Here is a 26,272-nt window from a genome sequence, read left to right as displayed (position 1 = left end):
CTTAAAAGGGGAGAGCCATCGGGCTCTCCCCTTTTGCGTGCTCAGTCGCCCTTAGATATGTCTCAGGGTGAACACCGTTCTCCGGATACGGACAGGAGACGCCTCATGCTGGCACAAAGAATCAATTACTTAGCGGCGGTCCCTCTGGCACGGATCGTGCACATAGATCTGACGGAACCGCCATGATCGATCTCTTCTCTCAACTGCGACTCGCTGCCCGCCAGATCCGCAAGAATCCGGGCTTCTCCCTCACTGTGGTGCTCACCCTTGCGCTGGGCATTGGCGCGGCCACCGGCATCTTCAGCCTCGTGGACGCGGTGCTGCTGCGGCCGCTGCCGTTTCCTCACTCGGAACAGCTGATGTGGGCTGAGCATGCTTTTCATAACGGTGGACTGGTCACGCCGAATACGATCAGCTATCCGGACTTCTTCGATTGGCGCACGCAGAATCACTCCTTCGAGGCGATGGCGAGTTACCGGGACACTTCCTTCAAGCTGATAACGAAGGGGCATGCTGAAGAACTGAACGGAGAGATTGTCTCGTCCGAGTTCTTTCACGTGCTTGGCGTGCACCCGGAGCTTGGCCGGGACTTCACGGCGGCGGATGAGCACGCAGGGAACGTCGTCATTCTCAGCCACGCTCTGTGGCAGTCGGCCTTCGGCAGTGATCCGAACATCGTCGGGCGTCCAATCCAGCAGGAGGGGGCGTCGAGTGTCGTGATTGGCGTAATGCCTGCAGGCGTGGGTTTCCCGCTTGAGAATCCGGGGCCGCAGATGTGGATGACGCTGGCAGAGGACTCCTTCGATCCAGGGGGTGGTACGCCGTTCTCCGCGCAGCGTGGTAACGACATGCTGCATGTGATCGGACGCCTCAAGGCCGGTGTGACGCCGGAGCAGGCGCAGGCAGATCTGAGTACCATTGATGCGCGCCTGGCGGAGGAATTTCCGGATTCGAATAAGGGCTTGAGTTCGGCGTTTGTGAGGCCCGAACTGGAACAGCTGGTGGGAGACGTGAGGCCCGCGCTGCATGTGCTCTTTGCGGCGGTAGGTCTGCTGTTGTTGATCGCCTGCGCGAACGTAGCCGGCCTGTTGCTGGCGCGGTCGGCAAAGCGGCGCGGCGAGATTGCGCTGCGAGCGGCTCTCGGCGCAAGCCGGGGCCTGATCATGCGGCAGATCCTCATCGAGTCACTGATCCTTTCGCTGCTCGGCGGCGCGCTGGGGCTGGCATTTTCGACGCTCTTCCTTGAAGCGATGAGCAGGCTGTTGCCAAAGGATCTGCCACGCATCGGCACGTTGACGGTGGATGGCACTGTCCTGGCTTTCGCTGTTGGTGTATCGGTCGTGACAGGGCTACTCTTTGGCGTGCTTCCCGCGTGGCGGATGTCGAAGCTGGATCCTTCACTGGCGCTGCGAGATTCCACGCGGTCGACGACGGCAGGGCGGGGGCAGCAACGGCTGCATGCTGCACTGGTCATCGCGGAGACAGCGCTGGGGCTGGTGTTGCTGGTGGTGGCCGGGCTATTTCTCCGTAGCTTTCTGCGTGTGACGTCGATCGATCCAGGATTTGACGGGCGCAACGTGCTGACAGCGAGGCTGGATTATCCGGGAGACAAGGATTTCACGACGGGAGTTGTGCGCTTCTACGATCAGCTGCTGCCACGGATTGCTGCTTTGCCAGGTGTGCGTTCGGTGGCCAGCGCATTTCCCGTGCCGCTCGCAAACAGTGGTATCGGAGTGGATGTTGCGTTCGCAGATCGGCCGATGGCCCCTGGCGATAGACCAATCGTAGACGTGAGCGTGATTACGCCGAATTTCTTCGCGACACTTCGAGTTCCGGTGCTACGCGGGCGTGACTTCAGCGCAGCAGATACTGGCGAATCGCAGCCTGTCGCAATCGTGAACCAGGCTTTTGTGAAGAAGTTTTTTGCGAATGAAGATCCAATGGGCAAGATGATTGCGCCTCAGATCTCGGACGATGTTCACGTTCATCCAATGCGGCGGATTGTTGCGGTGGTGGGCGATGTGAAGGGGCAGCGTCTCACGACCGCGGCGCCGGCGGCTATCTACCTGCCGATCACGCAATGTGTGATTACGCCACCGCTTCTGGTGATTCGTACAGCGGGTGACCCCGTATCGCTGATTCCGGCGGTGCGTGCGCAGGTCGCAGGTCTTCGGCGGGACGTTCCGGTCTATGACGTGCATACGCTGGAAGATCTGCTCTCCGGCGCGGCGTCCAGCCGGCGCTTCCAGATGGTTCTGCTCAGTGCCTTTGCAGGCATGGCGTTGCTGCTCTCGGCACTTGGTCTCTACGGCGTGCTGGCCTACATGGTGGCGCAGCGGGAGAACGAGATGGGGCTGCGGCTGGCTTTGGGCGCGCAACGCGGCGACGTGCTGCGGCTGGTGCTGAAGCGGGGGGCTGGCCTCGCCGCGGTGGGACTGGCGATCGGCCTCGCAGCTTCGGCGGTGCTCACGCGCTATGTACAGAGCCTGCTCTACGGAGTGACGGCTCTCGACCCGGTGACCTACGGCTGCGTCGCTCTGCTGGTGGCCTTCCTGGCGCTGATTGCGAGCGCTGCTCCGGCATGGCAAGCTGCGCGGGTTGACCCCATCTCGGCGTTGCGGAACGAGTAGCAGATGCAGTGCGAAAGGCTCCCGCACACTGCGGAAGCCTTTCGCATTTGGAGTGAGAGCAGTGTTACTTGCTGCCGTTGGCCCAGCCGGTTACAGGCTGCGTGACCTTGACCTCGTCGTCGCGCTTCTTGAAGGCGCCGCGCACGTAGTCGCGATTCATCATGGCGATGACTTCGAGAGGCACTTCCTTCGGGCAGGCGGCGGTGCACTCGCCGATGTTGGTGCAGCTTCCGAAGAGTTCGGTGTTCAGCTGCGATACCATGCCGACGGCGCGGCGATCCTGCTCGGGCTTGCCCTGGGGCAGGATGCCAAGGTGAGCGATCTTGGCGCCGGTGAAGAGCGCAGCCGAGGCGTTGGGGCAGGCTGCGACGCAGGCTCCGCAGCCGATGCAGGCGGCGGCGTCCATGGCGCGGTCGGAGATCTCCTTGCCGATGGGGTGGACGTTGCCGTCAGGGGCGTTGCCGGTCGAAACCGACACGTAGCCGCCCGAAGCGATGATGCGATCGAAGGCGCGGCGATCGACGACGAGGTCCTTGATCTGGGGGAAGGCCGCGGCACGCCAAGGCTCGACCACCAGCTCTTCGCCATCCTTGAAGTGGCGCATGGTGAGCTGGCAAACGGTGGTGGCGCGTTCGGGACCGTGCGCCACACCGTTGATCATGAAGCCGCAGGAGCCGCAGATGCCTTCACGGCAATCGTGTTCGAACGCGACAGGCTCTTCGCCCTTCTCGATGAGGGTTTCGTTGAGAACATCGAGACACTCGAGCATGGACATCTCGGGGTTCACGTCGTTCATCTTGTAGTCGACGAACTTGCCCTTGTCGCCCTTGCTCTTCTGGCGCCAGATTTTCAGCGTCAATTTCATTACTTGTAGCTCCTCTGGCTGGGGTGAACGTAGTCGAACTCGAGCGGTTCCTTGTTGAGCTCCGGCGATTGGCCCATGCCGGTGTAGCCCCAGGCCGCGACGTAGGAGTAGTGCTCATCGTCGCGCTGTGCTTCGCCATCGGGGGTCTGGTATTCCTCGCGGAAGTGTCCACCGCAGGACTCGTTACGCTCGAGTGCGTCGACGCACATCAGGCGGCCGAGTTCGAAGAAGTCGGCGACGCGGCCGGCCTTTTCGAGGCTCTGGTTGAGGTCATCGCCCGAGCCGGGCACGTTGACGTTCGTCCAGAACTCTTCGCGGAGGACATCGATCTTGGCGATGGCTTCCTTGAGGCCTTCGGCGGTGCGGGACATGCCGCAGTAATCCCACATGATCTTGCCGAGCTCGCGATGGAAAGAGTCGACGGTACGCTTGCCCTTGATGGAGAGCAGCTTCTGCACATCCGCGCGGACCGAGCCGAGCACAGCCTGCGCTTCGGGATGCGAAGCATCGACCTTGGCCAGCTTGGTCGAGGCCAGATAATTGCCAACGGTGTAGGGAATGACGAAGTAGCCGTCAGAGAGGCCCTGCATCAGCGCGCTCGCGCCCAGGCGGTTCGCGCCGTGGTCGGAGAAGTTTGCCTCGCCCACCACGAACAGGCCGGGGATGGTGCTCTGCAGGTGGTAATCCACCCAGAGACCGCCCATGGTGTAGTGGATGGCGGGGTAAATACGCATCGGAACCTTGTAAGGATCTTCGTCGGTGATGCGCTGGTACATGTCGAAGAGGTTGCCGTAGCGCTCCTGGATGACGTGCTTGCCGAGGCGCTTGATGGCATCCGTGAAGTCGAGATAGACGCCGAGGCCCGATTCGCCCACGCCGCGGCCTTCGTCGCAAACGGCCTTCGCATTACGCGAGGCGACGTCACGCGGGACGAGGTTGCCGAAGCTGGGGTAGCGGCGCTCGAGATAGTAATCGCGCTCCGCCTCGGGAATCTGATCGGGCGAGCGCTTGTCGCCCTTCTGCAGCGGCACCCAGATGCGGCCGTCGTTGCGCAGCGACTCGGACATGAGCGTGAGCTTCGACTGATAGTCGCCCGAGACCGGGATGCAGGTCGGATGGATCTGCGTGTAGCAGGGGTTCGCGAAGAGTGCGCCGCGCTTGTGTGCGCGCCAGCTCGCCGTGACGTTCGAACCCTTGGCGTTTGTCGAGAGGTAGTAGACGTTGCCATAACCACCCGAGCCGAGGATGACCGCGTCGGCAATGTGGATGCTGGTCTCGCCGGTGATCAGGTTGCGGGCCACGATGCCGCGTGCGCGACCGTCGATGACGATGAGGTCGAGCATCTCGGTGCGCGGGAACATGGTGACGGTGCCGGCCTGCACCTGGCGCTCCAGCGCCTGGTAGGCGCCGAGCAGCAGCTGCTGACCCGTTTGTCCGCGTGCGTAAAAGGTACGCGAGACCTGCGCGCCGCCGAACGAACGGTTGGTGAGCGCGCCGCCGTATTCGCGGGCAAAGGGAACACCCTGCGCTACGCACTGGTCGATGATCGAGACCGAGATCTCGGCGAGGCGATAGACGTTGCCTTCGCGGGCGCGGAAGTCGCCGCCCTTCACCGTGTCATAGAAGAGGCGATAGACGCTGTCGCCGTCGTTCTGGTAGTTCTTGGCGGCGTTGATGCCACCCTGCGCGGCGATGGAGTGCGCGCGGCGGGGCGAATCCTGGAAGCAGAAGCACTTGACGTTGTAGCCAAGCTCGCCAAGGGTCGCGGCAGCCGAGCCGCCTGCGAGACCGGAGCCGACCACGATTAGGGTGTGCTTGCGCTTGTTGGCTGGATTAACCAGCTTGAGGTCGAACTTGGTCCGCTGCCACGCGGTTTCAATCGGCCCGGAGGGAAGCTTCGAATCGAGTGTCATTACTTTACAAACCCCGCCAGAACGCTAATCGGAATGGAGATGTAGCCAAGGGTGATGAGCAGCGCGATGACGACAGCGGCCTTTTTGAGCAGCGGCGTGTGCTTCGGATGATGAAAGCCCAGCGACTGGAAGAGGCTCGAGAGACCGTGGCTGAGGTGCAGGCCAAGCAGGCTGACCGAGAGGATGTACCACACCGAAACCCACCATACCTGGAAGCCGGCGACGACGTTGTGATAGACATCACCCTCAATAAACTGCGACTCGGGATGGATGTAGCCGGCGGTGAACTGCAGCAGGTGGAAGATGACGAAGGCGAGCACGATCGGGCCGCTCCAGTACATCGTCCGCGAAGCATAGGAGGACTTGATGGCCTTCTTGCGCGAGTAGCCGACCGGGCGGGCAGCCTTGTTGCGCAGCGCGAGCTGAACGGTCGCGACGATGTGCAGCACAATGCTCAGAATCAGCACGGCGCGGACGACCCAGAGGATCTCGCCGATGCTGTGCAGGAAGTGGCCGTAAGCGTTGAGCTTGTCGCGGCCCTCGAAGATCTGGAGGTTGCCCGCTACGTGGCCAATGACGAAGAGGAAAAGGATGGCTCCGGTGACGGCCATAACGGCCTTCTTGCCGTTGGTCGATTGCCAGAAGCTGGGCGCGCGGCCTTCGCCGACGTTCACCGCGGTTGCTGCACTCACAGTCGCACTCCTTGAGTATCGGCTGGCGGAATCATCCGCATGATTGATGTTCGTCCCCGGAAAACATCTGTTCTCACGAGGGCGGTTCCTATGGCCGCACGAAACAGGGAACCGGAGGGATGCCGGAGGCCGATGCGGACGGCTGCAGCTGACACCGGCCCGAGGCGGAACTGCGTCAGCAAAACTCTTAGTTGATCTGTGAAAGGATCAACACCTATTATTCGTGTTCCGCGCAAAGCCCGTCAAGGAAACGACTTGCGACCAAAATGGTCGGAATTTCGGTTTCGGCATTCTTCCGGAATTGGGTCGATCGGCTAGCTAAGTGCTGCACCCGAAAGCGTTAACAGGAGCTTTGCCAGGGCGCGGCCTCGGTGATTGATCGCGATCTTGATTGTGGGATCGAGCTCGGCCATGGTCAGGTTGTATTCCGGCAGGAAGAAGAGTGGATCGTAGCCGAAGCCACCGGTCCCTTTGGGAGCGCCGAGGATGAGGCCTTCCACGGAGCCATCGGCGGTGAGCAGGAGTCTGCCATCGCGGGCTGCCGCCAGTGCGCAGCGATAGCGACCACCGCGACTTGCTTCAGGAATGCCATCGAGGCGTTTGAGGAGTAGAAGGTTGTTGATGGCGTCAGTCTCAGTGACGCCGGGCACCGAGAAGTTTGCATCGGCGGCAAAACGGGCCGAACGCACGCCGGGCAGGCCGTCGAGCGCGTCGACCTCAAGACCGGAGTCGTCGGCGAGAACGATCTCTCCCGGTGCAAGACGGCTGTAGTACACCGCTTTGAGCACGGCATTGCCGGAGAAGGTGACTTCATTCTCCTCGGGTGCAGGGACATCTTTGAGGCCGGGTAACGGTTCGAGCGTGGCGTCATGAAGGCCGGCGGCGGAGAAGTCGCGGATCTTGCCAGCGTTGGTGGTAGCGAGAAAAAGCTTCAGCATGTCTTTATCAGGATAGCGGCCTGCCGCCTATCTGCTTGAGATCGAAGGCGAGTGGACACTCCTCGCAGCGTGGAGTCGGGCGGCACCAGCGCTTGCCCACTTCGACGATGACAGCGTGGAATTCGTTGAAGTGGCGGACCAGACTATCGGGAGCATCGCCGTGAAAGGCCGCGATGGCGAGCGACTGAATCTCCGCATGACGCGGCTTGGCGTGAAGCAGACCGTGGCGCGTGACGATGCGGCGGAGATATTCATCGACAACCATGGCAGGCTGATGCAGGGCATAGAGCAGGATCGCGTCGGCGGTCTCCGGACCTACGCCGGGCAGCGCCAGCAGTTCGACGCGAGCCTGTTCCATGGGTGCTTGCGCAAGCGCGTCGAGGGAGCCGCCATATCGGTCATCGAGCCATGCGACAAAAACTTTGAGGGCGGCAGCCTTGCGGATCATATACCCGGATGGGCGAATGAGCAGGCGCAGTTCGTCTTCCTGCAGTGCGCGCAGCCCATCGAGTGTCAGCGCACCATGTTCGCGCAGGTTGGCGATCGAGCGCTCTACGGAAGTCCAGGCAGTGTTCTGTGTGAGATAGGCTCCGATGACAACTTCGAAGGCGCTATTGGCAGGCCACCAGCCAAGGGGACCGAAGTGCTTTGCGAGATGCGTATAGAGCGCGCGCAGTCGACGGGCGTGATCTCTGGAGATTACTGCGGTGTGAGAAGCGGAATGTTGCGGGGATGAGGTTACACGCTTGTTCACGGCTCGTTTCGTTCAGGGACGAAGGATGGTGCCCCGGATGGCTGTCGCAATTGCTGCTTCCAGCCTGCAAGCTTTGCCTGCAGGGCGGCTGCTTCGGCTTCCTCGATGCGGTTCTGCTGCTGGAGCAGGATGGACAGACTCGTATAGCCGAGCGGATCGTCCGGGTAGTCAGCAATGAGAGCACGAGCTTCGGTGATGGCGGTCTCGAATTCGCCTGCGTCACGCAGGGCATGGATCAGGCCGTGGCGGGCATCGGCGAATGCGGGATCGGCAGCAATGCTGGCACGGAAGCGCGCAACGGCTGTGGAGACATCGCCGTCGGCGAGAGCGTCGAGTGCAAGATCGTAAAGCGATTGGGCATCGATCCCCGGTGAAACGTGCTCCGGTTGCGGAGTGAGCGGCATGCGCCCATTTTAGCTATTTCGCGGCCGGAGGTTCTGTCTCGTGTGTTGCTCCAGCGGAAGATGGATCTGCCGTATTCGGATTTGCGCCCGGCACGCTGATGCGTGAGAGCACGATGACATCGACGCGGCGGTTCTGCGAGCGGCCTTCTTCGCTGTCATTCGAAGCGACAGGATGAAACTCTGCATAGCCAGCGGCTGAGAGCCGGCCGGGTATGATCCGGTAGCGATCGATGAAAAGCTCGGCCATGGCCGTGGCGCGTGCGGCGGAAAGCTCCCAGTTCGAGGCGAACTGCCCGGTATGGATGGGCACGTTGTCGGTATGGCCTTCAATGCGCATATCGTATGGCGTGGCCGCGAGGGTCTGGCCAATCTGGTCGAGTCCACTGATAGAGCCGGGGTTCGGCGTCGCCGAACCGCTGGTGTAAAAGCCCGCCTCGCGCAGGGAGATGACCAGCCCATCGCGGCCCATTTTGAGAGCGACCACATGGTGCGCGATCTGATTCGAGAGCTTGCCTTCGAGTTGGTGCTGGATGCGGGTGAGGTCGTGCTTGACGTCTTCCGAGGCGGCCAGTTCCTCACCGAGTACGACGTTGACCGGCGATACGGATTCATCCTGCGCGGAGGAAAGACCGGACTTGGGTGTTGCGCTGGTGTTCTGGAAGAGCCCGAGAGCACGGAAGGCCTGGTTGATCGACTGCGAGACCTCGGCCTGTTTGCGCTTGTCGGCCTGGGAGCTGGCGTAGAGCACAACGAAGAAGGCGAACATCAGCGTAATGAAGTCGGCATAGGAGACCAGCCAGCGCTCATGGTTGACGTGTCCGTGACGGCGTTCGCGGCGTCTCATGCAGCCCCCCGTTCTACCTTCATCGGCTTCCCCGGAGTGGTCTTTCGTCCGGGAAGGAAGGCGCTGAGCTTCACTTCCATCATGTTGGGGTTCATGCCTTCGAGGATGGAGACGACGCCTTCGAGGATCATCTCCATGGTGGCCTGCTGTTCCTTGATCCGCTGACGCAATTTACCGGCGGCCGGTAGCAGGATGATGTTGGCGGCGCCAACCCCATAGATGGTCGCGACAAAAGCCACGGCAATACCGCGGCCGACCTCGTCGATGTGATCGAGATGCTGCATGACCTGGATGAGCCCGAGGACAGCGCCGATGATGCCGATCGTCGGGGAGAAGCCGCCGGCTGCCTCATAGAGAGCAGGGATCTTGTCTTCGCGCTCCATAAAGATATGGATGCGCAGCTCCATGATGTCCCGCAGCTCCGAGGGCTCTGTCCCGTCGACGGCGAGCATGAGCGCCTGGCGAAAGAAGGGATCCTGCACGGAGTTGGTCTCCTGGTCTAGCGAGACGATGCCGTTGCGCCGTGCCTTATGCGCAAAGGCGAGCAATTGTTTGAGGATGGCCTCGGAGTTGGAGCGTGGAACCAGAAAGACCTGCACCAATCGGACGAAGCCGGTGGCGACGGTGGTCAGCGGAAACTGCAGCATCACCGCACCGGTGGTGCCTCCGAGCACGATCATGGCGGCGGTGGGCTGCAGGACCTGCCCGACATGTCCGCCTTCGATGAGCAGGCCGAGCAGGATGCCGGCGATGGCGATGATGATCCCGAGAGCGCTGCTGATGTCCATGGGTCAGCTTTCTCCGTGGTGGCGATTAAAGCGGGCGGTCCAAATCGGAATCCAGGTCGGAATCGCGATCGGATTCGAAATCAGAATCGATGTCAGGCAGGGAATGCGGGGCTCTGCGAGCGGCAATCCCCAGTGAGGCGGCAGGGGATTCGTGCCAGAGCTGCCCGGTGGCGATGACCAGGCCCTCGGGCGACTGCCGGGCGGCGTCAGCGATGAGCCTGGCGCGAAAGGCAAGCGTCAGCTCCTTCACCTCGTCGACGCCTTCGCGGACCAGCATCTTGTCGCCGCTCATCAGCGTGACGGTGGTGTCGGGCGAGGATTCGATTGTCTGGATCAGGTCGCTGTTGAGGACGAAGCGGCTTCCGTTCAGGCGTGTCAGGGCGATCAACGTAGGCCTCCTGTGATGCTTATCGGCGGTGTGGCGGCAAGGATGACGAAAAGCCGCGTGCACGTGAGGGGCCAAAACCACCGGAGAGGATAAAGGCACCGCGTCCCATGCCGATACAGGCATTGGGTCACGGTTCCTTCCCTGGACGGACCGGCCGGCGCATGGCGCGGCGGGACCGGGAAACGTCGCAAGCAGGAACCCATCGAACGAACGGCTTACACCGATACAAAGGAGTGATTCCCATGTCCTTGGGTGTCCTGAATAACATCTCCGCGATGTACGCGGAAAACAACCTGAACCAGACCGATGCGAGCCTGCAGACCGTGCTGACGCAGCTGTCTTCCGGTTCCCGTATCAACTCCGGCGCGGACGACGCGGCTGGACTTTCACTGGCCGATGGTCTCGCCGCAAACTCCGCTGCGCTGACGCAGTCCTCGACCAACGCAAGCGAAGGTGTGGGTCTGCTGCAGGTGGCAGATGGCGCGCTTTCTCAGGTCACCAGCCTGCTGAACCGCGCGATCACGCTGGCCACCGAGGCTTCGAACGGTACGCTGAACACCACGCAGCTGAGCGCGGCGAACTCGGAGTACCAGTCGATCCTCGACGAAATCAACAATATCGGCAGCACCACCACGTACAACGGGCAAACCATCTTCGGCGGCAGCTTCATGGTCTACACCGGTGATGCGACGGGTGGCGGCGGCTTCACCGATACGATCACGCTGGCTGCGCTCACGAGTGCCGCTGTCGGTGACGCTACTGGTTCGTCCGGCCTGACCTACACCTCGGGCGGCGGTACGGCGACCTCGACACTAACCTACACGCCGGTGGCGGCGGACAGCGAGAATCTGAGCACGACCGACCTGTCCACAACCGCCGCCGCGCAGACGGCGCTGACTGACATTTATGACGCCGTGCAGGATGTCGCCGCCGAACGTGGCTACACCGGCGCGCAGAGCAATACGCTGACGGCGGTGAGCAACGTCGAAAGCACGGAGCAGGTCAACGTGGCATCGGCTCAGAACTCGATCCAGGCGACGGACTATGCGTCGGCGACTTCGAATCTTTCGAAGTACGAAATCCTGGAGCAGACAGGCATCAGCGCATTGGCCCAGGCAAACACGACGCAGCAGCTGGTGACCAAGCTGTTGCAGTAGCGGTATCCGGGGGCGAAGGTCATACTTTGTCCCCGGACATTCTCTGAGACATTTCTAAGATGAGGCCGGATCTTCGGTACGCCTGCTGCATTGGCATGCATCAAGTCGCGATCAACTTGTGACGATGGAGGTCCCATGAGCACGGTAGGCATTTCTTTTGGATCGCCCACCAGCGGGCAGGGGTTTGATGTCAGCAGCACGGTGAGCCAGATTGTGGCCAACCTGCGTGAGGTCGAAGACCCCTGGCAGACGCAGCTGACCTCCCTCGAATCACAGGACACAGTGCTGAGTACGATCGGCTCAGACCTCAGCACGCTATCGTCGGCTCTGAGCGACCTCACCGATTTCGAAGGAGTGCTTGCCGGCAAGGAAGGCTCGAGTTCGGATACCTCGATTCTTGAGCTGACGTCTGCCGATGACACGGCGGTGGCCGGCACCTATGCAGTGGTGGTGGATCAGCTGGCGCAGACTTCGAGCTATTACTCGAGTGCGCTGAGCTCGACCGATACGCTGGCCACGGGCGGAACGCTCACCCTCAGCGTAGGCAGTGGAAGCACGCAGACGATCACCATCGATTCGACCAACGACACGCTTTCGAGCCTTGCGAGCGCCATCAACGCCGGGAACTACGGGGTGACGGCGAGCGTGGTGAACAGCACGTCAGGCGAAGAGCTGGCATTGCAGAGCAATACTACGGGCGCGGCCGGACAGATCGCCGTCGGCGGCAGTTTGACCGATGCCAGCGGGACTGCCGTGAACTTTACGGAAGGTGAGCCCGGGCAGGATGCGCTCTTTACCATCAACGGCATTACGCAGAGCTCGGCCTCGAACATGGTCACGGATGGAATTCCCGGGGTTACCTTCCAGCTGCTTGGCTATAACGCGAACGAGACGGTGCAGGTAGAGATCACCAATGACGACTCCGCGGTCGAGTCGGCGCTTGAGACCTTCGTCTCCGCCTACAACACGGTTGTCTCCGATCTGAATGCGCAGGAGGGCACCGACAGCTCCGGCAATGCCGAACCGCTTTACGGCAATCCGACGGTCGCCACACTGCAGGAGAGCCTCTACGATGCGCTCAATTACACGCAGGCGGCCAATGCCGTCGGATCCACCAGCACAATCGGGACCTCGGACACGCTTTCCGGTAGCCTGACGATCCAGGTGGGTTCGGGGAGTGCGACCGAAGTGGATGTACCTTCCGGCGGCACCCTGGCCGACCTGGCCTCGGCCATCAATAGCGCCGGCATCAGCGTAACCGCGACGATCATCACCTCGGGAACGACAGCCGTGCTGAGCCTCGCAAGTGCGACGTCGGGAACCGCCGGTGCGATTACTGTGAACTCGAGCAACCTGACGGACGCTACAACAAGCGCGGGCATTACGTTTTCGTCTTCCCAGAGCAACGCCATTACCTCGCTCGTCCAGCTCGGGATTACAGCCAACAGTGACGGCACGCTGAGCCTTGACTCGAGCACGCTGGAATCGGTACTCGACAGTAATTATGAGGATGTCATCAACTTTCTCGAACCGAGTGGGACCTACAACAGCTTCGGAGACAATCTGTCCACGGTTCTCGATAACCTCGGCACCTCGAGTACGAGTGGAGTGCTGAGCCTCGCGATTTCCAGCAACTCGAGTACCGAGTCGGGGCTCGAGACCGATATCAGTAATGAAGAAGAGTACATTACGGCGCAGCAATCGAGCCTGACGACGGAGCTGACCGAGGCGAACTATACCCTGCAGGAGATTCCCGAACAGATAGACGAGGTGAATGAGCTTTATAGCGCCATCACCGGTTATAACGAGAACCCGAATGGCTGATCGTGGTCTTTCCGGGCGGGGAGCGTGGCGTAAAAGCATATGAGCTACCAGCAAAAAGCCATTGCGGGGATGAATCCCGTCGAGTTGATTGTGGCTCTGTACGATGGCATGATCCGCTTTCTGTACCGCGCGATCGATGCGATCGATGCAGGGGACATCGCTGAGCGGAGGATCGCGATCAAGCGTACTCTCGACATCTTGATGCACCTGCAATCCAGGTTGCGTACGGATACCGGAGGGAGTTCCGCGCGGTCTCTCTCGGAGTTTTATGCGGCCATTTTCGCGCTCTGCATCGAGGGGTCACGGCTGGCCTCTACGGCTCGCCTGAAAGAGGCGATCGCCTGCGTGCGTGATGTGCGAGAGGCATGGCAGGTGGTCGCGCGCGATCCGGAAGTCTTAGAACTCTTACAGCGTTCGTCCTTCGAGCAAACCCCGTCAGGGCCGCCGGGCGCGAACGGGGAAGCCGAGAGCACCGCGTCCTGGTCTGCCTGAAGAGCAGCTTTGGCAAATCCTGACTTCGCATTGCCCCGTAGAGAGGCGAGCGGCTCATCACAGGGCACTCAGCTTGCCAATTCCCGGGAATGGGATCATCCTTGTGCACACATAGGAGGCCGCGATGCGAGTCTTCTCACCCACTTTCCTTTCCGGCCACGCGCTCTTTCGCTGTTTGCGATATGCCTGCCCTTCGCGGTATCTGTCCGCGGTAGTGCCGTTCTTCTGCGTGGCTTTTCTGATTTCAGTGCCAGCCGGTTTTGCCCAGGTTTTTACAGTGACGCCCGAAGGCGTGGAGGCCCGGTATCTCGACTTTGAGCCGACCAGCATTCCTCTTCCGACTGCACCGCTGACGACGCACAATCGCCAGGATCTGCTGCGCTTTCTCCAGGCCGAGCAGGGCTTTTCGATGCGCCCTTTGCCGATCACGACACTCACGCTCCATGCCAACGGCGCGCTCCATCCTTCGGGATCGGATTATGCTGACGCCGTACGCAATCACGGGCTGTCTGTAAAAGCTGGCGAACGGGTGAATATCACCGATGTGCGTGTTGAAAAAGATCGCATCATCCTTGATCTGAACGGTGGTCCGGAGCACAAGCACAAATTCCTGCGGCATGTTTCGGTAGGGGCATCGCCCGAAGTGGACACCCCGGTGGTGCATGACGATCCCGAGAAACCCAGCGGCTCACGGGTCGTGCTCGAATTCGAGCATGGCGTTCCGGATGTGACCGGGCTGCAGGTCGAAGCGTTGCTCAAGCCGGTAGTCGATTTTGCCGTGAAGTCACCGCAGCAGGCCTACACGGACACGCTGCCATCCGCGCTGCGCAAGACCATTCTCGAACACCATGTTTTGGTGGGCATGAGCGACCGCATGGTGCTGAGCGCTCTGGGCACGCCGCACGACAAGGTGCGTGAGACAGAGGGACAGACGCCCTTTGAGGAATGGATCTACGGAGAGCCGCCGGAGCCGGTCCAGTTCGTTCGCTTCAATGGAAACCGCGTCATCCGGGTGGAAATAGCGAAGGTGGGCGAGCCGCCGGTGATCCACAGCGAGAACGAGATGGGGGACTACTGGGATACCCAGCCTAATGAAAATGCACGCATCGTGAGGCTGGGCGACGCACAGCCGGCCCCCGCGAATACTGAGGCTGCTGCACACGCGCCTCCAACGCTGCGGATGCCGGGGGAAAAGCTGCCCTCGGACGATGACAAAAACACGCCACAGACGGGGCCGGTACAGTTCCCCAAGGGAAGCGGCGGCAGTTCGACAAGCAGTTCAACGAATGGATCTTCCACGAGTGGCGCAGCGGGGACAGCTACTTCGAGTGGACAGGCACAAGGAAGTGCGCAGTCATCGACATCGACGCCTGCATCTGGTTCGACTCAACCGGCAGCGCCTGCTCCTATCCATCCGACCATGCCTTCGCCAGAATAGGCTCAGCGGGATTTCATCAGGCGCTCGGACCAGCTGACGCGATTGCTGGAGTCGATCTCGATACCAAGCTTGCCTTCCTGGCCTTCTGAGAGATCAGGGCCCTTGGCCGTGTGCGTACTTCCGTCAGCGCCGGTGAAGCTGAGAGAGACCTGACCCGAGCCCTGAATCTTAAAGTGGTAGTTGAAGGTTGTGTGCGCGGCAAGCGTCTGGGTGCCGAAACTGGCGCTGGGGTAGTCGACCTCGACAAGGCGGATCGGATTGTCCCCATCATTGCGGATTGACGCATCTACGAATGCCGAGCGGCAGCCGACCGGTAGGAAAAACGCCATACAGAGAGCGAGAGCGGCGGCAATACGGACAAGCCTGCACGTATTGCAGGCAGACTGGATGCTCTGGGGCCTGAGGTTCATTGGGTTCATGATGCCTTAAGGCCGGGCTTTAAACCATTGGTTTGCGCTCAAGCGCCCGCGCCGTCACGACCACCCCGGTCTCACGGTTGTGCAGAGTGATGGGAAAGGCGAGTACGCTCCAGACCCATTCCTCTCCCTTGCGGGGAAGGTTGAGGAGTCCGCGATAGGTGCGGTCGATGTAGGTTTCGCGGGTTACGGCGACAGTGCGCAGAATATCGCGCCAGTCCGAAGCGAGTTCCGGCATCTCAACGAAGATATTCCGGCCGGGGAACCAGTCGCGGGGGCGCTCGAGCAGGCGGGCGCAGGTATCATTCACATACTGCCAGTTGCCTTCGCTGTCGAGCACCTCGAGGAAGACGTCTTCGCCTACAGCCATGTTGATGCGGGAGTAGAAGAAGTCTCGAGCATTGACTACCACCGGCTTGCCGCGCAGCTTGGCTTCAAAGGAGCGCAGGGCGGTAACCAGGTCGTCGATCGAGCTGTAGCCCTTAAGCAGGTGCATGTCTTCAACGCCGCCGAAGCGTCGCTCGAGCGTGGCCGAGAGAATGATGATGGGGACCTCGGGACGCTGCCTGCGAAGGGCATTGGCAACCTCGGTGCCGAACTGGCCAGCACCAAGGTGGTAATCGAGCACAGCGATATCGATCTCGTCGAGGAGTTTGATGGCTTCCTCGACGGTCGATGCGGTCTCGGTCAGATAGCCGTGCTTGCGAAGAATCGTGGAGCGCAGGAGCAAATTCTCCGGGTGATCGTCGAGCAGGAGCACCCGGATGGGGTCAGCAAGGGCCTGAGAGGAATCGCTTTCACGACTGCGCGAGTTTTCTGTTTCGTTGGACATGGACAACGAGTTGGATGCGCTGGTGGAAGAATCTGCCGCTCTTGAGTCTACGCTCTCTCGGCTTTGTCCCGTTTTTGCATCTGCCGAACGATATCAGGAAGCCGGGAGAAAAGGGCGGTGGAGCGTAGCCACTGGCGATTGTCGAAGGCCGGCGAGCCGCTGATCATTTTGCCGTCCGGCACATCGTGCGAGACGCCCGCCTGCGCCGTCATAATGACGCCGTCGCCGAGGCGGCAGTGGCCGGCAACCCCGGCCTGTCCGGCGAGGATCGCATTTCTGCCGATTTCGGAAGAGCCGGCGAGGCCGACCTGTGAGCAGAGCAGGGTATGTTCGCCGACGATCGAGCCGTGACCCACCTGGACAAGGTTATCGACCTTGGCTCCGGAATCGATGCGGGTCTCGCCGACGCTGGCGCGGTCGATGCAGGAGTTGGCCTGGATTTCGACGTTGTCGCCGATGACAACAGGGCCTGGCTGAGGGATTTTCTGCCACGCGCCGGCGTTGTCCTTGGCGAAGCCGAAGCCGTCGCAGCCGACGATGACGCCGTTTTGCAGGACGACGTGGTTGCCGATGCGGCAGTATTCGCGGACGACCGAATGGGCGTGGGCGAAGAAGTGATCGCCGATCACCACGTGGGGATAAATGACGACGTGGGGCAGCAGCACGGCGTGATCGCCGATAACTGCACCCTCTTCAACGGCGACGAATGCGCCGATGTGCGCATCCTTGCCAATGGTCGCGGTGGGATGGATGGAGGCGCTGGGATGAATGCCGGGAGCGTAGACCGGATCGGGATGGAAAATGCGTATCGTCTTCGACCAGGCGAAGTACGGGTTCTTCAGACGCAGTGTGGCCGCGGCGATTTCAGGAAAATCGGGAGCCACGATGACAGCGGCGGCTGTGGTGGTGCGGGCCAGGGCCGTGTAACGGGAGTTGGCGACGAAGGTGACATGCTGGGGGCCGGCGTGTTCGATGCCGGCAACGCCCTGGACTTCGAGATCGCCATTGCCGTGGAGTTCCGCTTCGAGCAACAGCGCCAGTTCAGCGAGCTTCATGGAGGCGATTGTATCGTGCGCGGATGAAGGGTGAAGTGCATAACGCTTGACCGCTGAGGAGCTTTGACGGCTTACTAAGCGTATATCTTCAGCTCTTTCCTCGCGTTGCCTGGAGGTGTTTTCGCTCGTGAACCAGGACATCCGCCTGGCGGTTCGCCGCCTGCTCGCCACTCCCCGGTACTCTGTCGGGGTGATTCTCATGCTGGCTCTCGGTATCGGGTCGGCAACCTCGATCTTCTCCGTCGTAGAAGGGGTGTTGCTGCACCGGCTGGCATTCCCGGATGCTGACCGGCTCATGGTGGTGACGGACGTTTTGCAGGGGCCGGGTGTTACCGGGAATGGCGAAGAGGGCGTCACCGGACCGGATATTTTCAATTACATCCACAGGACCCACAGCTTTGACGGGTTGGGTGGATACCTAAGTGTCAGTTATGAGCTCAGCGGCGTGGGCGAGCCGGCCATTGTGAGTGGAGCGCGGATGTCGAGCGGCGTATTCACCGCGCTCGCGGTGCAGCCGCTTCTGGGGCGCTGGTATACGCAGGCTGAAGATGAGCAGCATGACCGCGTAACGGTTCTCAGCTACGGCACCTGGAAGTCGCGCTTTCATGGAGACCCGGCCGTGGTGGGAAAGACCGTGCAGTTGAGCCGGCGGCCGTACCAGGTCATCGGGGTAATGCCGCAGGGCTTCGATTTCCCGCTGGTGCTGGGACACGAAGGGCACAGCGAGTTATGGGTGCCGATGGCTCTGACGCCGGAGGAGCTGACCATCGAGGCCGGAGACTGGCAATTCTTTATGGCTGGGCGGCTGAAGCCGGGGGTGAGCCGCGAGGCTGCGGCTCAGGACGCAGCTGCCGTGTCCGCGCAGACAGTACGCGAACATGCCGCGGCAGTGGCTGGCTATACCGTGCGCCCGGTCGTGCGCGGACTTCTCGAAGAGACGGTGGAGGCTTCTCGTCCTTTATTGAGGACGCTTTCCGCCGCGGTCATCGTGGTGCTTCTGATTGCCTGCGCAAATACCGCGGGCTGGATGCTGGTACGGGCGATCGAGCAGCAGAGGGAGATCGCAGTGCGGCTGGCGCTGGGAGCCAGTCCGGTTGACTTGCTGCGTCAGGCCGTGACGGAGAGCCTCCTGCTGAGCCTCGTTGGTGGACTATTGGGGATCGTGGGAGCAGCGATAGCCGACCGTGTTCTGGTTGCGATGCTGCCGGAGACGCTGCCGCGGCTGGATTCGATCCACCTGAGTTTGCCGGTGGTGGCGCTGGCGCTGGGGCTGGCGGTGTCGACCGGAGTGATCTGCGCGCTGGTGCCGACCTTTGCAGCGGTCCGTGTGCCGGTCAATGCGACCCTGAGTGAAGGTGGACGGACGTCGAGCTCCGGCAGTACCCACGGGCGGCTGCGCTCCGGGCTGGTGGTGCTTGAAGTGGCCGTCGCGCTGGTCCTGTTGGCTTCCGCAGGACTTTTGTTGCGCAGTTTTTCGCGAATGCGAGCCGTCCCCCTAGGCTTTGCCCCGGAGAATGTGGTGGTGGCGGAGTTTGGATTGCCGGGGAGGATTTACGACACCCAGCAGAAGGTGGATAGCTTCAATCGGGAGCTGATCCGCCGGCTGGAATCCGAGCCGGGAGTAGAGGCTGCGGGAATGACGTCGATTCTGCCGGCCACAGGATTCGATCAGGATTCCCCGTATGTTGCTGAGGGGAATGCGGAATCGCTCTCGGGGCACGACCTGGCGACACTAGTCGTGATCGAGGGGAAGTACTTCCAGGCCATGGGGATTCCTCTGCTTCGGGGGCGCTATCTGGATGCCCGGGACAATGCGGCTGCGCCTCTGGCGACGGTGGTGAGCCGGGGGCTGGCGGAACAGGTGTGGCCGGGACAGGATCCGATCGGCCGGCGCATCCGGCTTGGAACCCCTGGTACGCAATGGCTGACTGTAGTTGGCGAGGTTGCGGATGTGCCGGAGGGTGCGCCGGATGGGCCACGGAAGGTGCAGTTCTACGAGGCTGTGGATCAAGGGGTCGTCATGCTGGGAACCGTGGGTAACGCTTCGATGATCTATGGCTCCGCAGGGACGATGGTCCTGCGTGCGCGGATGGAACCCCAGGCGGCGATGCCTCTGCTGGAACGCGAAGTGCGGTCGCTCGACCCCCAACTACCGCTTCGTCATGTGCGCACCATGACGGCGCAGATCGATGAGGCTGAAGGTGAGCGCAGTTTTTATACGCATATCCTGGCGGCGTTTGCGCTGGCTGCTCTGCTGCTTTCGTCGGCCGGGGTGTACGGCGTGATTGCCTTTACGGCAGCGCGGCGCGCCCAGGAGATGGCGATCCGGATGGCGTTGGGGGCGGGGCGGGGAAATGTGCTCTCGCTGATGCTGGCATCCGGAGCGCGTCTTTCGCTATGGGGATGCCTGCTGGGTGTCGGCGGGGCCATCGTGGCCGCGCGTTCTCTGGGCAGTTTTCTCTTTGAAGTGAGCGCGGCCGATCCGTTGGTGCTGGCGGTTTCCATCGCGGTGCTGCTGTTGCTGGCGCTGGCGGCTTCGCTGTTCCCCGCGCTGCGGGTGGCTGCGGTGGATCCGGCGCGGGCGCTGCGCAGCGAGTGACTTAGAAGAGCTCTTCTTGGGTTTCCAGATGTGCCGGTGCAGGTGCGGGTGTAGCCTTGGGCTTCGCGGCGCTGCCGATGACGGCGACGGCTTCGAGCTCATTGACTGCGGCGGCAGGGATCCATAGGCGCTGCGTGTTGGAACGGGTGTCGGGCGGCGTGAGAAAGACGCCGTGAGAGGCAATCAGGCTTGCATCGTTCGCAGCGACGCCTTCAACGAGATCGCCGTCAACGATCCGGATGCGGAAAAAGACTCCGGAGGCACGGGGGCGGCCGGTGAAGGTCTTGCGGAGAAGCCGCTCCGGGTTCGAGGGATCGCCGGAATTGAAATCGCGCACGTAGGCGATCCACTTCACCTGGGAGACATCGACGAAGAGCACCTTGCCGTCCAGCCCCAGAAGCTCGACCGAACCGCCGCGCACGAAGCCTTCGGACGGAAGATATCCCGGCACCCAGTCGCGGGCGAGCCTGCGGACGATGACCTTCTTTCGGCTGGAAGACATGCGGCGCGATCCGTCAAAAACTTTCCAGTAAGGATAGAGAATTGTTGCATGAACGTCACTCACTGCAGCAGGAATTGTGCAAATGTGTAGCCAAGTTGTGTGCGGTGTGTTACATTGAACAATTGGAAACGCCCGGGAAGTGCTCCTAAGCTATTGCAGTAAAAATAGTTAGGCAATGTTTGAAGTCCAGGCGTCGATTTTGCATCAATTCGTTCAGGCATGCCCGATTACGTTTATCTCCTGGAAAACCGTCTCTCCCTGGCGCAGCGAAACTCCCTGACCATAGTTCGCGATGTCGCACGTGCGCACGGCATGAATGTCTTTCTGGCAGGTGGTGCAGTTCGCGACCTGACGACAGGCTTTCCGGTGCGCGATCTTGACTTTTCGGTTCAAGGAAATGCCCTTAAGCTCAAGAAAGATTTAGAGAAAGCGGGCGCTGCATTATGGGGCGAGCACGAACCCTCCCGTACTCTTTTCTTCTGGCTGAACGGTGTGCGCATCGAGGTATCGAGCGCGCGGCGTGAGAGCTTTCCGAAGCCTGGAAAACCGGTCTATGAGTGGGCGCCGATCCTCGAGGATCTGCGTCGTCGTGATTTTACGGCGAACGCGATGGCGGTCTCGCTGAACGATGGCTCGTACGGCCTGCTGCTCGATCCGCTGAACGGCATTGCCGATCTTGAAGCTCGGATCCTCCGGCTGGTCAGCCCCTACGGATTCATCGAAGATCCCTCGCGCCTGCTGCGTGCGACCCGTCTTCTGGCCCGTACAGGCTGGGAGATGGACGAGCGGACCCGGACGCGGTACGACAACGCCAAGGAAGAAAACTCGATCGCGGCGATCTCTCCGTATCTCAAGGGATACGAGCTGGAAGAGATCGGCCACGAGGACGACGGCCTGAAGGCGCTGAAGGCGCTCGAGGCCGAAGGCTGGCTGAAGATAGTCGAGCCGGCGTGGACCTCGGCGAAAGCGGACGCGCATGCGCTCGAGTCGCTGCATACGACGCTAATTCAGCTGCTGATGCAGGGAATCCATCCGGACCATTCAGCGGCGCAGATGCAGCTGCTGACGGCAAAGCTGCCGGCCAAGGAACTGGATGCGCTGAAGAAGCTCTTCCCGCAGCACGGCTTTGTGCACCAGTGGGAGCAGCTGGACGAGTCGGCGAAGGAGTTCCAGAAGGAGCTGCTGGATAAGAAAAATGCTTCTCCCTCGGCCACCTGGAAGCTGCTGACGAGCTATGCGCCCGAAGCGGTGCTCTGGCTGGCGTATACCAGCAAGAACGCTGCCGTACAGACGAAATTCAAGAACTTCTCGACCGTGTGGCCGGAGTTCCGTCAGAAGATTCCAACCACGCTGATGCTGGAGATGCGCATTACGCCGGATCTTCCCGGCTATGAAGCACTGGTACAGGAGATCTTCTTCCAGCTGATGGACGGAAACCTGACGACGGATGAGGCGATGCGTGCCTTCCTTGAGCCGCATTCGCCACCCGCACCTCCGCCGCCGGTAAGTATCAAGCGCTCGCGTGGCAAACGCGGCAGCGCCAAGATCAAAGTCGAAGACGAAGATCTGGACGAGCAGGATCTGCCGTCGCGTGAAGAGCTTGAAGACGAGGCGGAGAATAACCTCGACGACGATCTCGACGCCGACGAAGAGACGGACTCGGAGGACGACGCGCCTCTGCCGCCTCCGGTTCGCGCCAAGACTGCTCCTGCTAAGCCGGAAGTCAAGGCGAAGTCGGAAGCGAAAGTCGAAGCAAAGGCTGAGCCCAAAAAGGAATCGGCGGCTGCGGCGAAGCCCGTAGCGATCGCTGCCAAGGCTGCGGCAAAGCCGGTGAAAGCTGCACCGGTCGCAGTGAAGGCTGCAACAGCCACGGTCAAGGCTGCGCCAGCGAAAGCTGCTCCGGTCAAGGCTGCACCTGCACATGCACCTGCCAAGACGGCGCATAAATCCGCGCCCGCAGCGCCAGCCAAATCGGCGAAGCCGGTTCCAGCGAAGGCCCCGGTTAAAGCACCCGCAAAAGCTGCGAAGCCGGCAGCCAAGCCTGTCGCAAAGAAGGCAGCTCCAGTGAAGGCAGCGGTAAAGGCCCCGGCGAAGAAGGCAGTCCCCGCAAAGAAGGTTGTGGCCAAGCCAGCAGCAAAGAAGCGCTAATCAGCGCATTCAGCAATAGCCAGAGAGCGGCGAAGAAATTCGCCGCTCTCTTTTTCTTTGGAAGAGCCCCCGTGCCTGTAGGATGAAGACCATCCTCAGTCCAGCCTCGGTACGGGAGCTCAATTTACGCATGTGTCGATTTCTTCGCGGCCTCTTTGCTGTCCTTGCTTTTGTTCCTTTGACCGGCCTCGCGGCAGGTCAGAATCACAGTGATCCGCGTCTGGAACATGCCTACCGCTTCGAGCGTGGCGGCTGGACGTACATCCATCTGCAGGGTAGCCCGGACGCCATCGGCTTTCAGCATGGCTATCTGCTGGCGGATGCGATCGAGGACAATTACAAGACGCTGAAGCTCGAGGCCGAGCATTCGACGCATCGTGACTGGGCGTTCTTTCGTGATGCGGGGCGGACGGTGCTTTGGCCGAATATCGATCCGGAGTACCAGGCGGAGTTGAAGGGCATCGCGGCCGGGGTGAAGGCGCACGGCGGCAATCTCGATCTTTGGGATATTGTGGCCATGAACGGCGACATCGAGCTGACGGAGTATTACGTCCCGTGGCTCGACAAGGGCAAGAATGTGGCTGCAGGCGCGAGGCCTGATTTGGCGAAGACCGATCCGAAGGCTCCCGGTAACTGCAGTGCGTTCATTGCGACGGGCAGTTACACGAAGGATGGCAAGATCGTCATCGCGCACAACAACTGGTCCTCGTATGCGGATGGCGAACGCTGGGTGGTTGTTTTCGATATTCAGCCGGCGAAGGGGCATCGCATCCTGATGGACGGTGCGCCCGGGTTGATTACGAGCGCGGACGATTTTGGGATCAACGACGCAGGCATCATGATCACCGAAACGACGATCACCCAGTTCGAGGGATGGGATTCGAAAGGCAAGCCCGAGTTCATGCGCTCGCGCAAGGCATTGCAATACGCCGGCTCGATCGACGATTACGTTGCCACGATGCTCGAGGGCAATAACGGTGGTTATGCGAACGATTGGCTGATCGGCGATCGGAAGACGGGCGAGATTGCCTATCTCGAACTGGGTCTGAAGCATTCGCCCGTCTGGCGCAAGAAAGATGGCTACTTCGTCAGCTCGAATTTTGCGCGTGATCCGAGCCTGATCAAAGATGAGACGGATCACTTCGACATCAATGATCTTTCCAGCTCGCCGAATGCGCGACGTGTCCGCTGGGAGCAGCTGATGAAGGAGAACAAGGGAAAGATTGACGTTCCGATGGCAGAGCAGTTCCTGGCCGATCACGAGGACAGCTTTATCAAGAAGCGGAACGCGGACCAGCGCTCGCTGTGCGGACATGTGGATTCGACGAAGGAAGGCGTCCCGCAATGGGACTGGGGTGCGTATTATCCCGGAGGCGCGGTGCAGGGCAAGGCCACGGACAGCGATATGGCTGCGAAGATGAGCATCGTGGCGCGCGCCGGGCATCCCTGTGGAGAGGACTTTCTGGTGAAGCCATTCCTGGAGCAGCATCCGGAGTATTCATGGCAAGCCCCTGTTCTGAAGGATATGAAAGCGGGCCCGTGGACCGGCTTTACAGCCGGAGATAGCCAGCAGTAACGTTAGAGCAGCTTTTAGGAGGCATTATGAAGATTCGTGTGGCGGCAATGGTGGGAACCCTGGCACTGAGCGTTCCGGCTCTCTTCGCACAGCCTGCGCAAACGATCAGCGGTTATGTGAGCGAGTCGCATTGCGGCACCGAGCATAGTTCTCCGAGTGCTGAGGCGACGAAGTGTATCAAGGGCTGCCTCAAGGGCGGTAGCCAGCCGGTACTGGTGAAGGACGGCAAGGTCTATCAGCTGAAGGGCAAAACGGACGCTGTTGCCTCGCATGCCGGTGAGAATGTGACCGTGACCGGTGCGATTGACGGCGATACGATTACGGTCGATTCTGTAGCCGCGAAGTCGTAGTCTTCTCGAGGAGAAAGAAAGACCGCCTGGTTCCGTCTCGGAGCCAGGCGGTCTTTTTTGCATGGTCAGAGGCTACGGTTGTTTTGGAGTGGTCCATACGCTATCGAGGAAGAGGTAGCGATCGCGCTGGGCATCGGGCTTTGCTTCCGAGGTGGCGTCGAGGTGCATGACCTGCCAGTTATCTGCAGCGCTGTAGGTGGGCCATTTGGGCAGGTCGCCGCCGTTCGGATCGCCAGTACGGGCAAAGTTCGTCCAGTACTGCTGAATCTGGTCGGACAGCTTCCGATCTTCGGGACGCCACGTTGCCTGCGGACGCGAGTCGAGCGTGCCAAAGACGTACTCGATGTCATCCGAATGGAATGCTCCTGGCGCGACGGGATGATACTTGTCCGTGGGAGCAGCCAGATCGAGACGATAGCGGTAGACCGGCGCGCTGCCGGTTTTCACTTGCGCCTCAATCCATCTCCAGGTGGAGTAGGCGATGAAGCGATCGCTGGCGTAGTCACCGGCGGACTGCACAGCCTCTTCGTCGGTATTTGCGGGGTAAAGCGAGAGAAACTTATCCGCGTTGGTGGTGAACTCCGCATTGGCCTGCGTCTTGAAGCGATCTGCCGTGATTTTCTGCGGAGCGAGCAGGATGGCCGCACGGATCTCATCCGCGTTCCATCCGGCAAGCACAGGAATATGCGCCTGTTTGGCCGCCGCATAGATGTTCGGCACGCTATCCGGCAGGAAGTAGCCGTCGACATCGGGTCCGAAGCGCGGCGGAGGCGGCGTGGTTTTTGCGGTCGAGGCCTTTACCAGATCGGCAGCGGAGATTTTGCGAAGATCGGCGATGTTCGTGGTGTGGAATGTGGCTTCGGCAAAGTCGGAGTCGGTCTTTTCCGCAGCTTCGCGGGCGGGGAAAGCAAGCCCGCTGCTGTAGAAGGCCGCGCCACTCTCGCCGATGGCCTTCTGGAGGTGATCCTTTGCAAGAGGCGAGGCCATTTGCGCGCTTACTGAGAATGAGCCGGCGGATTCACCGAAGAGGGTGAGGTTCTTCGGATCGCCTCCGAATGCCTTGATATTCCGCACAACCCAATCGATGGCCGCAGCCTGGTCGAGGAGGCCGTAATTGCCGGAGGCGTGATGCGGAGATTCGGCGCTAAGGCCGGGATGTGCGAAGAAGCCGAAGATGCCGAGGCGGTAGTTGAGTGTCACGACGACGACGTTGCGATGCGCGAGGAACTGGCCGTCCTGGCGTGCCTCAGAGGTTCCACCCGCGTAGTAGCCGCCGCCATAGATCCACACCATCACGGGCAGGGATCCTGGCTTGGCGTCCTTCGGAGCCCAGACATTCAGCGTCAGGCAGTCTTCACTCTCACCTGGATCGTGAAAGACCATGTCGGCGAAGGGATTGGTCTGGACGCAGTGCGAGCCGTACTCGGTTGCCTGACGGATGCCGCTCCACTTTTCGGAGGGTACCGGAGGTTTCCAGCGAAGGTCGCCGACGGGCGGAGCGGCGTAGGGGATGCCTTTGAAGGCGATGACCTGGCCGTCGGAAGTGGACGCGCCCTGGACCTTGCCTTTGTCGGTTTTGACGACGAGAGGATTGGCGGCCAGGGCTGCGAGTGAGAATGCGAAGACGAAAGGGGCAGAGGCTTTCAGGGCGCGAGTCATCACGCCCA

At 61.1% G+C, this 26,272-nt stretch carries 23 protein-coding genes; 9 read left to right on the top strand and 14 right to left on the bottom strand.

The features are described from left to right. The first annotated feature begins 182 nt into the window (after positions 1-182). A complete protein-coding gene (locus QM649_RS01595; RefSeq protein ID WP_415197250.1) occupies positions 183-2,630 on the top strand; it encodes an ABC transporter permease in 2,448 nt (815 codons plus the stop codon). Between the two features lie 64 nt (positions 2,631-2,694). Here the strand turns inward: QM649_RS01595 and QM649_RS01590 are convergent, their stop codons facing one another. The 9 genes from QM649_RS01590 to QM649_RS01550 form a co-directional block, all read right to left on the bottom strand. Continuing rightward, positions 2,695-3,495, bottom strand: coding sequence for a succinate dehydrogenase/fumarate reductase iron-sulfur subunit (locus QM649_RS01590; protein ID WP_415197249.1), 801 nt, complete (start codon positions 3,493-3,495; stop codon positions 2,695-2,697). Continuing rightward, positions 3,495-5,408 (bottom strand): fumarate reductase/succinate dehydrogenase flavoprotein subunit, encoded by a 1,914-nt coding sequence (locus QM649_RS01585; protein WP_415197248.1) that lies wholly within the window; start codon positions 5,406-5,408, stop codon positions 3,495-3,497. Before QM649_RS01585 ends, QM649_RS01590 begins: the two co-directional genes overlap by 1 nt. Continuing rightward, positions 5,408-6,100 (bottom strand): succinate dehydrogenase cytochrome b subunit, encoded by a 693-nt coding sequence (locus QM649_RS01580; protein ID WP_415197247.1) that lies wholly within the window; start codon positions 6,098-6,100, stop codon positions 5,408-5,410. Before QM649_RS01580 ends, QM649_RS01585 begins: the two co-directional genes overlap by 1 nt. Before the next feature lie 314 nt (positions 6,101-6,414). Continuing rightward, positions 6,415-7,038, bottom strand: a complete 624-nt coding sequence (locus tag QM649_RS01575; protein ID WP_415197246.1) for a non-canonical purine NTP pyrophosphatase — start codon at positions 7,036-7,038, stop codon at positions 6,415-6,417. Positions 7,039-7,045: 7 nt separating this feature from the next. Then, positions 7,046-7,792 carry an endonuclease III domain-containing protein gene (locus QM649_RS01570; RefSeq protein WP_415197245.1) on the bottom strand — a complete coding sequence of 249 codons (747 nt, stop codon included), beginning with the start codon at positions 7,790-7,792 and terminating at the stop codon, positions 7,046-7,048. Continuing rightward, on the bottom strand, positions 7,789-8,196 hold the full coding sequence (locus QM649_RS01565; protein ID WP_415197244.1) for a tetratricopeptide repeat protein: 408 nt from the start codon (positions 8,194-8,196) through the stop codon (positions 7,789-7,791). The genes QM649_RS01570 and QM649_RS01565 overlap by 4 nt, the downstream gene beginning before the upstream one ends. Before the next feature lie 13 nt (positions 8,197-8,209). Then, on the bottom strand, positions 8,210-9,040 hold the full coding sequence (locus tag QM649_RS01560; protein ID WP_415197243.1) for a flagellar motor protein MotB: 831 nt from the start codon (positions 9,038-9,040) through the stop codon (positions 8,210-8,212). Then, positions 9,037-9,828, bottom strand: coding sequence for a flagellar motor protein (locus QM649_RS01555; RefSeq protein WP_415197242.1), 792 nt, complete (start codon positions 9,826-9,828; stop codon positions 9,037-9,039). The genes QM649_RS01560 and QM649_RS01555 overlap by 4 nt, the downstream gene beginning before the upstream one ends. Positions 9,829-9,853: 25 nt before the next feature. Then, the gene (locus QM649_RS01550; protein ID WP_415197241.1) at positions 9,854-10,216 is read right to left on the bottom strand and encodes a flagellar FlbD family protein; all 363 of its coding nucleotides are present in this window, start codon (positions 10,214-10,216) and stop codon (positions 9,854-9,856) included. A gap of 242 nt (positions 10,217-10,458) precedes the next feature. On the opposite strand from QM649_RS01550, the gene QM649_RS01545 reads away from it, so the two are divergent. From QM649_RS01545 to QM649_RS01530, 4 genes are all read left to right on the top strand, one after another. Continuing rightward, on the top strand, positions 10,459-11,373 hold the full coding sequence (locus QM649_RS01545) for a flagellin (protein WP_415197240.1): 915 nt from the start codon (positions 10,459-10,461) through the stop codon (positions 11,371-11,373). A gap of 135 nt (positions 11,374-11,508) precedes the next feature. After that, complete coding sequence (fliD, locus tag QM649_RS01540) at positions 11,509-13,197, top strand: flagellar filament capping protein FliD (protein WP_415197239.1); 1,689 nt, start codon at positions 11,509-11,511, stop codon at positions 13,195-13,197. A 39-nt stretch (positions 13,198-13,236) separates the two neighbouring features. Further along, positions 13,237-13,689, top strand: coding sequence for a flagellar export chaperone FliS (gene fliS / locus QM649_RS01535; protein WP_415197238.1), 453 nt, complete (start codon positions 13,237-13,239; stop codon positions 13,687-13,689). Between the two features lie 277 nt (positions 13,690-13,966). Further along, on the top strand, positions 13,967-15,127 hold the full coding sequence (locus QM649_RS01530; protein WP_415197237.1) for a hypothetical protein: 1,161 nt from the start codon (positions 13,967-13,969) through the stop codon (positions 15,125-15,127). A gap of 2 nt (positions 15,128-15,129) precedes the next feature. On the opposite strand, the gene QM649_RS01525 is transcribed toward QM649_RS01530, so the two are convergent. From QM649_RS01525 to lpxD, 3 genes are all read right to left on the bottom strand, one after another. Then, positions 15,130-15,456, bottom strand: a complete 327-nt coding sequence (locus QM649_RS01525) for a hypothetical protein (protein WP_415197236.1) — start codon at positions 15,454-15,456, stop codon at positions 15,130-15,132. Between the two features lie 109 nt (positions 15,457-15,565). Further along, positions 15,566-16,375 (bottom strand): response regulator, encoded by an 810-nt coding sequence (locus tag QM649_RS01520; protein WP_415197235.1) that lies wholly within the window; start codon positions 16,373-16,375, stop codon positions 15,566-15,568. Positions 16,376-16,422: 47 nt separating this feature from the next. Beyond that, the gene (gene lpxD, locus QM649_RS01515; RefSeq protein ID WP_415197234.1) at positions 16,423-17,430 is read right to left on the bottom strand and encodes a UDP-3-O-(3-hydroxymyristoyl)glucosamine N-acyltransferase; all 1,008 of its coding nucleotides are present in this window, start codon (positions 17,428-17,430) and stop codon (positions 16,423-16,425) included. Between the two features lie 127 nt (positions 17,431-17,557). Here lpxD and QM649_RS01510 point away from each other — a divergent pair, with 127 nt between their 5' ends. Continuing rightward, on the top strand, positions 17,558-20,029 hold the full coding sequence (locus tag QM649_RS01510; protein ID WP_415197233.1) for an ABC transporter permease: 2,472 nt from the start codon (positions 17,558-17,560) through the stop codon (positions 20,027-20,029). Between the two features lies 1 nt (position 20,030). On the opposite strand, the gene QM649_RS01505 is transcribed toward QM649_RS01510, so the two are convergent. Next, positions 20,031-20,531 carry a DUF6982 domain-containing protein gene (locus QM649_RS01505; RefSeq protein ID WP_415197232.1) on the bottom strand — a complete coding sequence of 167 codons (501 nt, stop codon included), beginning with the start codon at positions 20,529-20,531 and terminating at the stop codon, positions 20,031-20,033. A 219-nt stretch (positions 20,532-20,750) separates the two neighbouring features. On the opposite strand from QM649_RS01505, the gene QM649_RS01500 reads away from it, so the two are divergent. The 3 genes from QM649_RS01500 to QM649_RS01490 all read left to right on the top strand — a co-directional run bounded on the left by QM649_RS01500 (position 20,751) and on the right by QM649_RS01490 (position 24,605). Beyond that, entirely contained in the window at positions 20,751-22,679 is a 1,929-nt protein-coding gene (locus QM649_RS01500) for a CCA tRNA nucleotidyltransferase (protein WP_415197231.1), read from the top strand. A gap of 130 nt (positions 22,680-22,809) precedes the next feature. Beyond that, positions 22,810-24,255: a C45 family autoproteolytic acyltransferase/hydolase gene (locus tag QM649_RS01495; protein ID WP_415197230.1), complete on the top strand. Its 1,446-nt coding sequence runs from the start codon at positions 22,810-22,812 to the stop codon at positions 24,253-24,255. Positions 24,256-24,281: 26 nt separating this feature from the next. Beyond that, positions 24,282-24,605: a DUF5818 domain-containing protein gene (locus QM649_RS01490; protein WP_415197229.1), complete on the top strand. Its 324-nt coding sequence runs from the start codon at positions 24,282-24,284 to the stop codon at positions 24,603-24,605. A 72-nt stretch (positions 24,606-24,677) separates the two neighbouring features. Here the strand turns inward: QM649_RS01490 and QM649_RS01485 are convergent, their stop codons facing one another. Then, positions 24,678-26,264 carry a carboxylesterase/lipase family protein gene (locus QM649_RS01485; RefSeq protein ID WP_415197360.1) on the bottom strand — a complete coding sequence of 529 codons (1,587 nt, stop codon included), beginning with the start codon at positions 26,262-26,264 and terminating at the stop codon, positions 24,678-24,680. Between the last annotated feature and the right edge of the window lie 8 nt (positions 26,265-26,272).

It is taken from the genome of Silvibacterium sp. (genome assembly GCF_047605705.1).
Lineage (GTDB): Bacteria > Acidobacteriota > Terriglobia > Terriglobales > Acidobacteriaceae > Silvibacterium.
Note: the sequence above shows the minus strand (reverse complement) of the source record. Positions and strands in the feature narration are given on the sequence as shown.

What these genes read in the sequence shown, in the direction of transcription:
- QM649_RS01490 (WP_415197229.1), top strand. Translation starts at nt 24,282, where the DNA reads ATGAAGATTCGTGTGGCGGCAATGGTGGGAACCCTGGCACTGAGCGTT.
- QM649_RS01520 (WP_415197235.1), bottom strand. Translation starts at nt 16,375, where the DNA reads ATGTCCAACGAAACAGAAAACTCGCGCAGTCGTGAAAGCGATTCCTCT.
- QM649_RS01585 (WP_415197248.1), bottom strand. Translation starts at nt 5,408, where the DNA reads ATGACACTCGATTCGAAGCTTCCCTCCGGGCCGATTGAAACCGCGTGG.
- lpxD (WP_415197234.1), bottom strand. Translation starts at nt 17,430, where the DNA reads ATGAAGCTCGCTGAACTGGCGCTGTTGCTCGAAGCGGAACTCCACGGC.
- QM649_RS01485 (WP_415197360.1), bottom strand. Translation starts at nt 26,264, where the DNA reads ATGACTCGCGCCCTGAAAGCCTCTGCCCCTTTCGTCTTCGCATTCTCA.
- QM649_RS01590 (WP_415197249.1), bottom strand. Translation starts at nt 3,495, where the DNA reads ATGAAATTGACGCTGAAAATCTGGCGCCAGAAGAGCAAGGGCGACAAG.
- QM649_RS01595 (WP_415197250.1), top strand. Translation starts at nt 183, where the DNA reads ATGATCGATCTCTTCTCTCAACTGCGACTCGCTGCCCGCCAGATCCGC.
- QM649_RS01560 (WP_415197243.1), bottom strand. Translation starts at nt 9,040, where the DNA reads ATGAGACGCCGCGAACGCCGTCACGGACACGTCAACCATGAGCGCTGG.
- QM649_RS01565 (WP_415197244.1), bottom strand. Translation starts at nt 8,196, where the DNA reads ATGCCGCTCACTCCGCAACCGGAGCACGTTTCACCGGGGATCGATGCC.
- fliD (WP_415197239.1), top strand. Translation starts at nt 11,509, where the DNA reads ATGAGCACGGTAGGCATTTCTTTTGGATCGCCCACCAGCGGGCAGGGG.
- QM649_RS01525 (WP_415197236.1), bottom strand. Translation starts at nt 15,456, where the DNA reads ATGGCGTTTTTCCTACCGGTCGGCTGCCGCTCGGCATTCGTAGATGCG.
- fliS (WP_415197238.1), top strand. Translation starts at nt 13,237, where the DNA reads ATGAGCTACCAGCAAAAAGCCATTGCGGGGATGAATCCCGTCGAGTTG.
- QM649_RS01545 (WP_415197240.1), top strand. Translation starts at nt 10,459, where the DNA reads ATGTCCTTGGGTGTCCTGAATAACATCTCCGCGATGTACGCGGAAAAC.
- QM649_RS01500 (WP_415197231.1), top strand. Translation starts at nt 20,751, where the DNA reads ATGCCCGATTACGTTTATCTCCTGGAAAACCGTCTCTCCCTGGCGCAG.
- QM649_RS01495 (WP_415197230.1), top strand. Translation starts at nt 22,810, where the DNA reads ATGTGTCGATTTCTTCGCGGCCTCTTTGCTGTCCTTGCTTTTGTTCCT.
- QM649_RS01555 (WP_415197242.1), bottom strand. Translation starts at nt 9,828, where the DNA reads ATGGACATCAGCAGCGCTCTCGGGATCATCATCGCCATCGCCGGCATC.
- QM649_RS01505 (WP_415197232.1), bottom strand. Translation starts at nt 20,531, where the DNA reads ATGTCTTCCAGCCGAAAGAAGGTCATCGTCCGCAGGCTCGCCCGCGAC.
- QM649_RS01575 (WP_415197246.1), bottom strand. Translation starts at nt 7,038, where the DNA reads ATGCTGAAGCTTTTTCTCGCTACCACCAACGCTGGCAAGATCCGCGAC.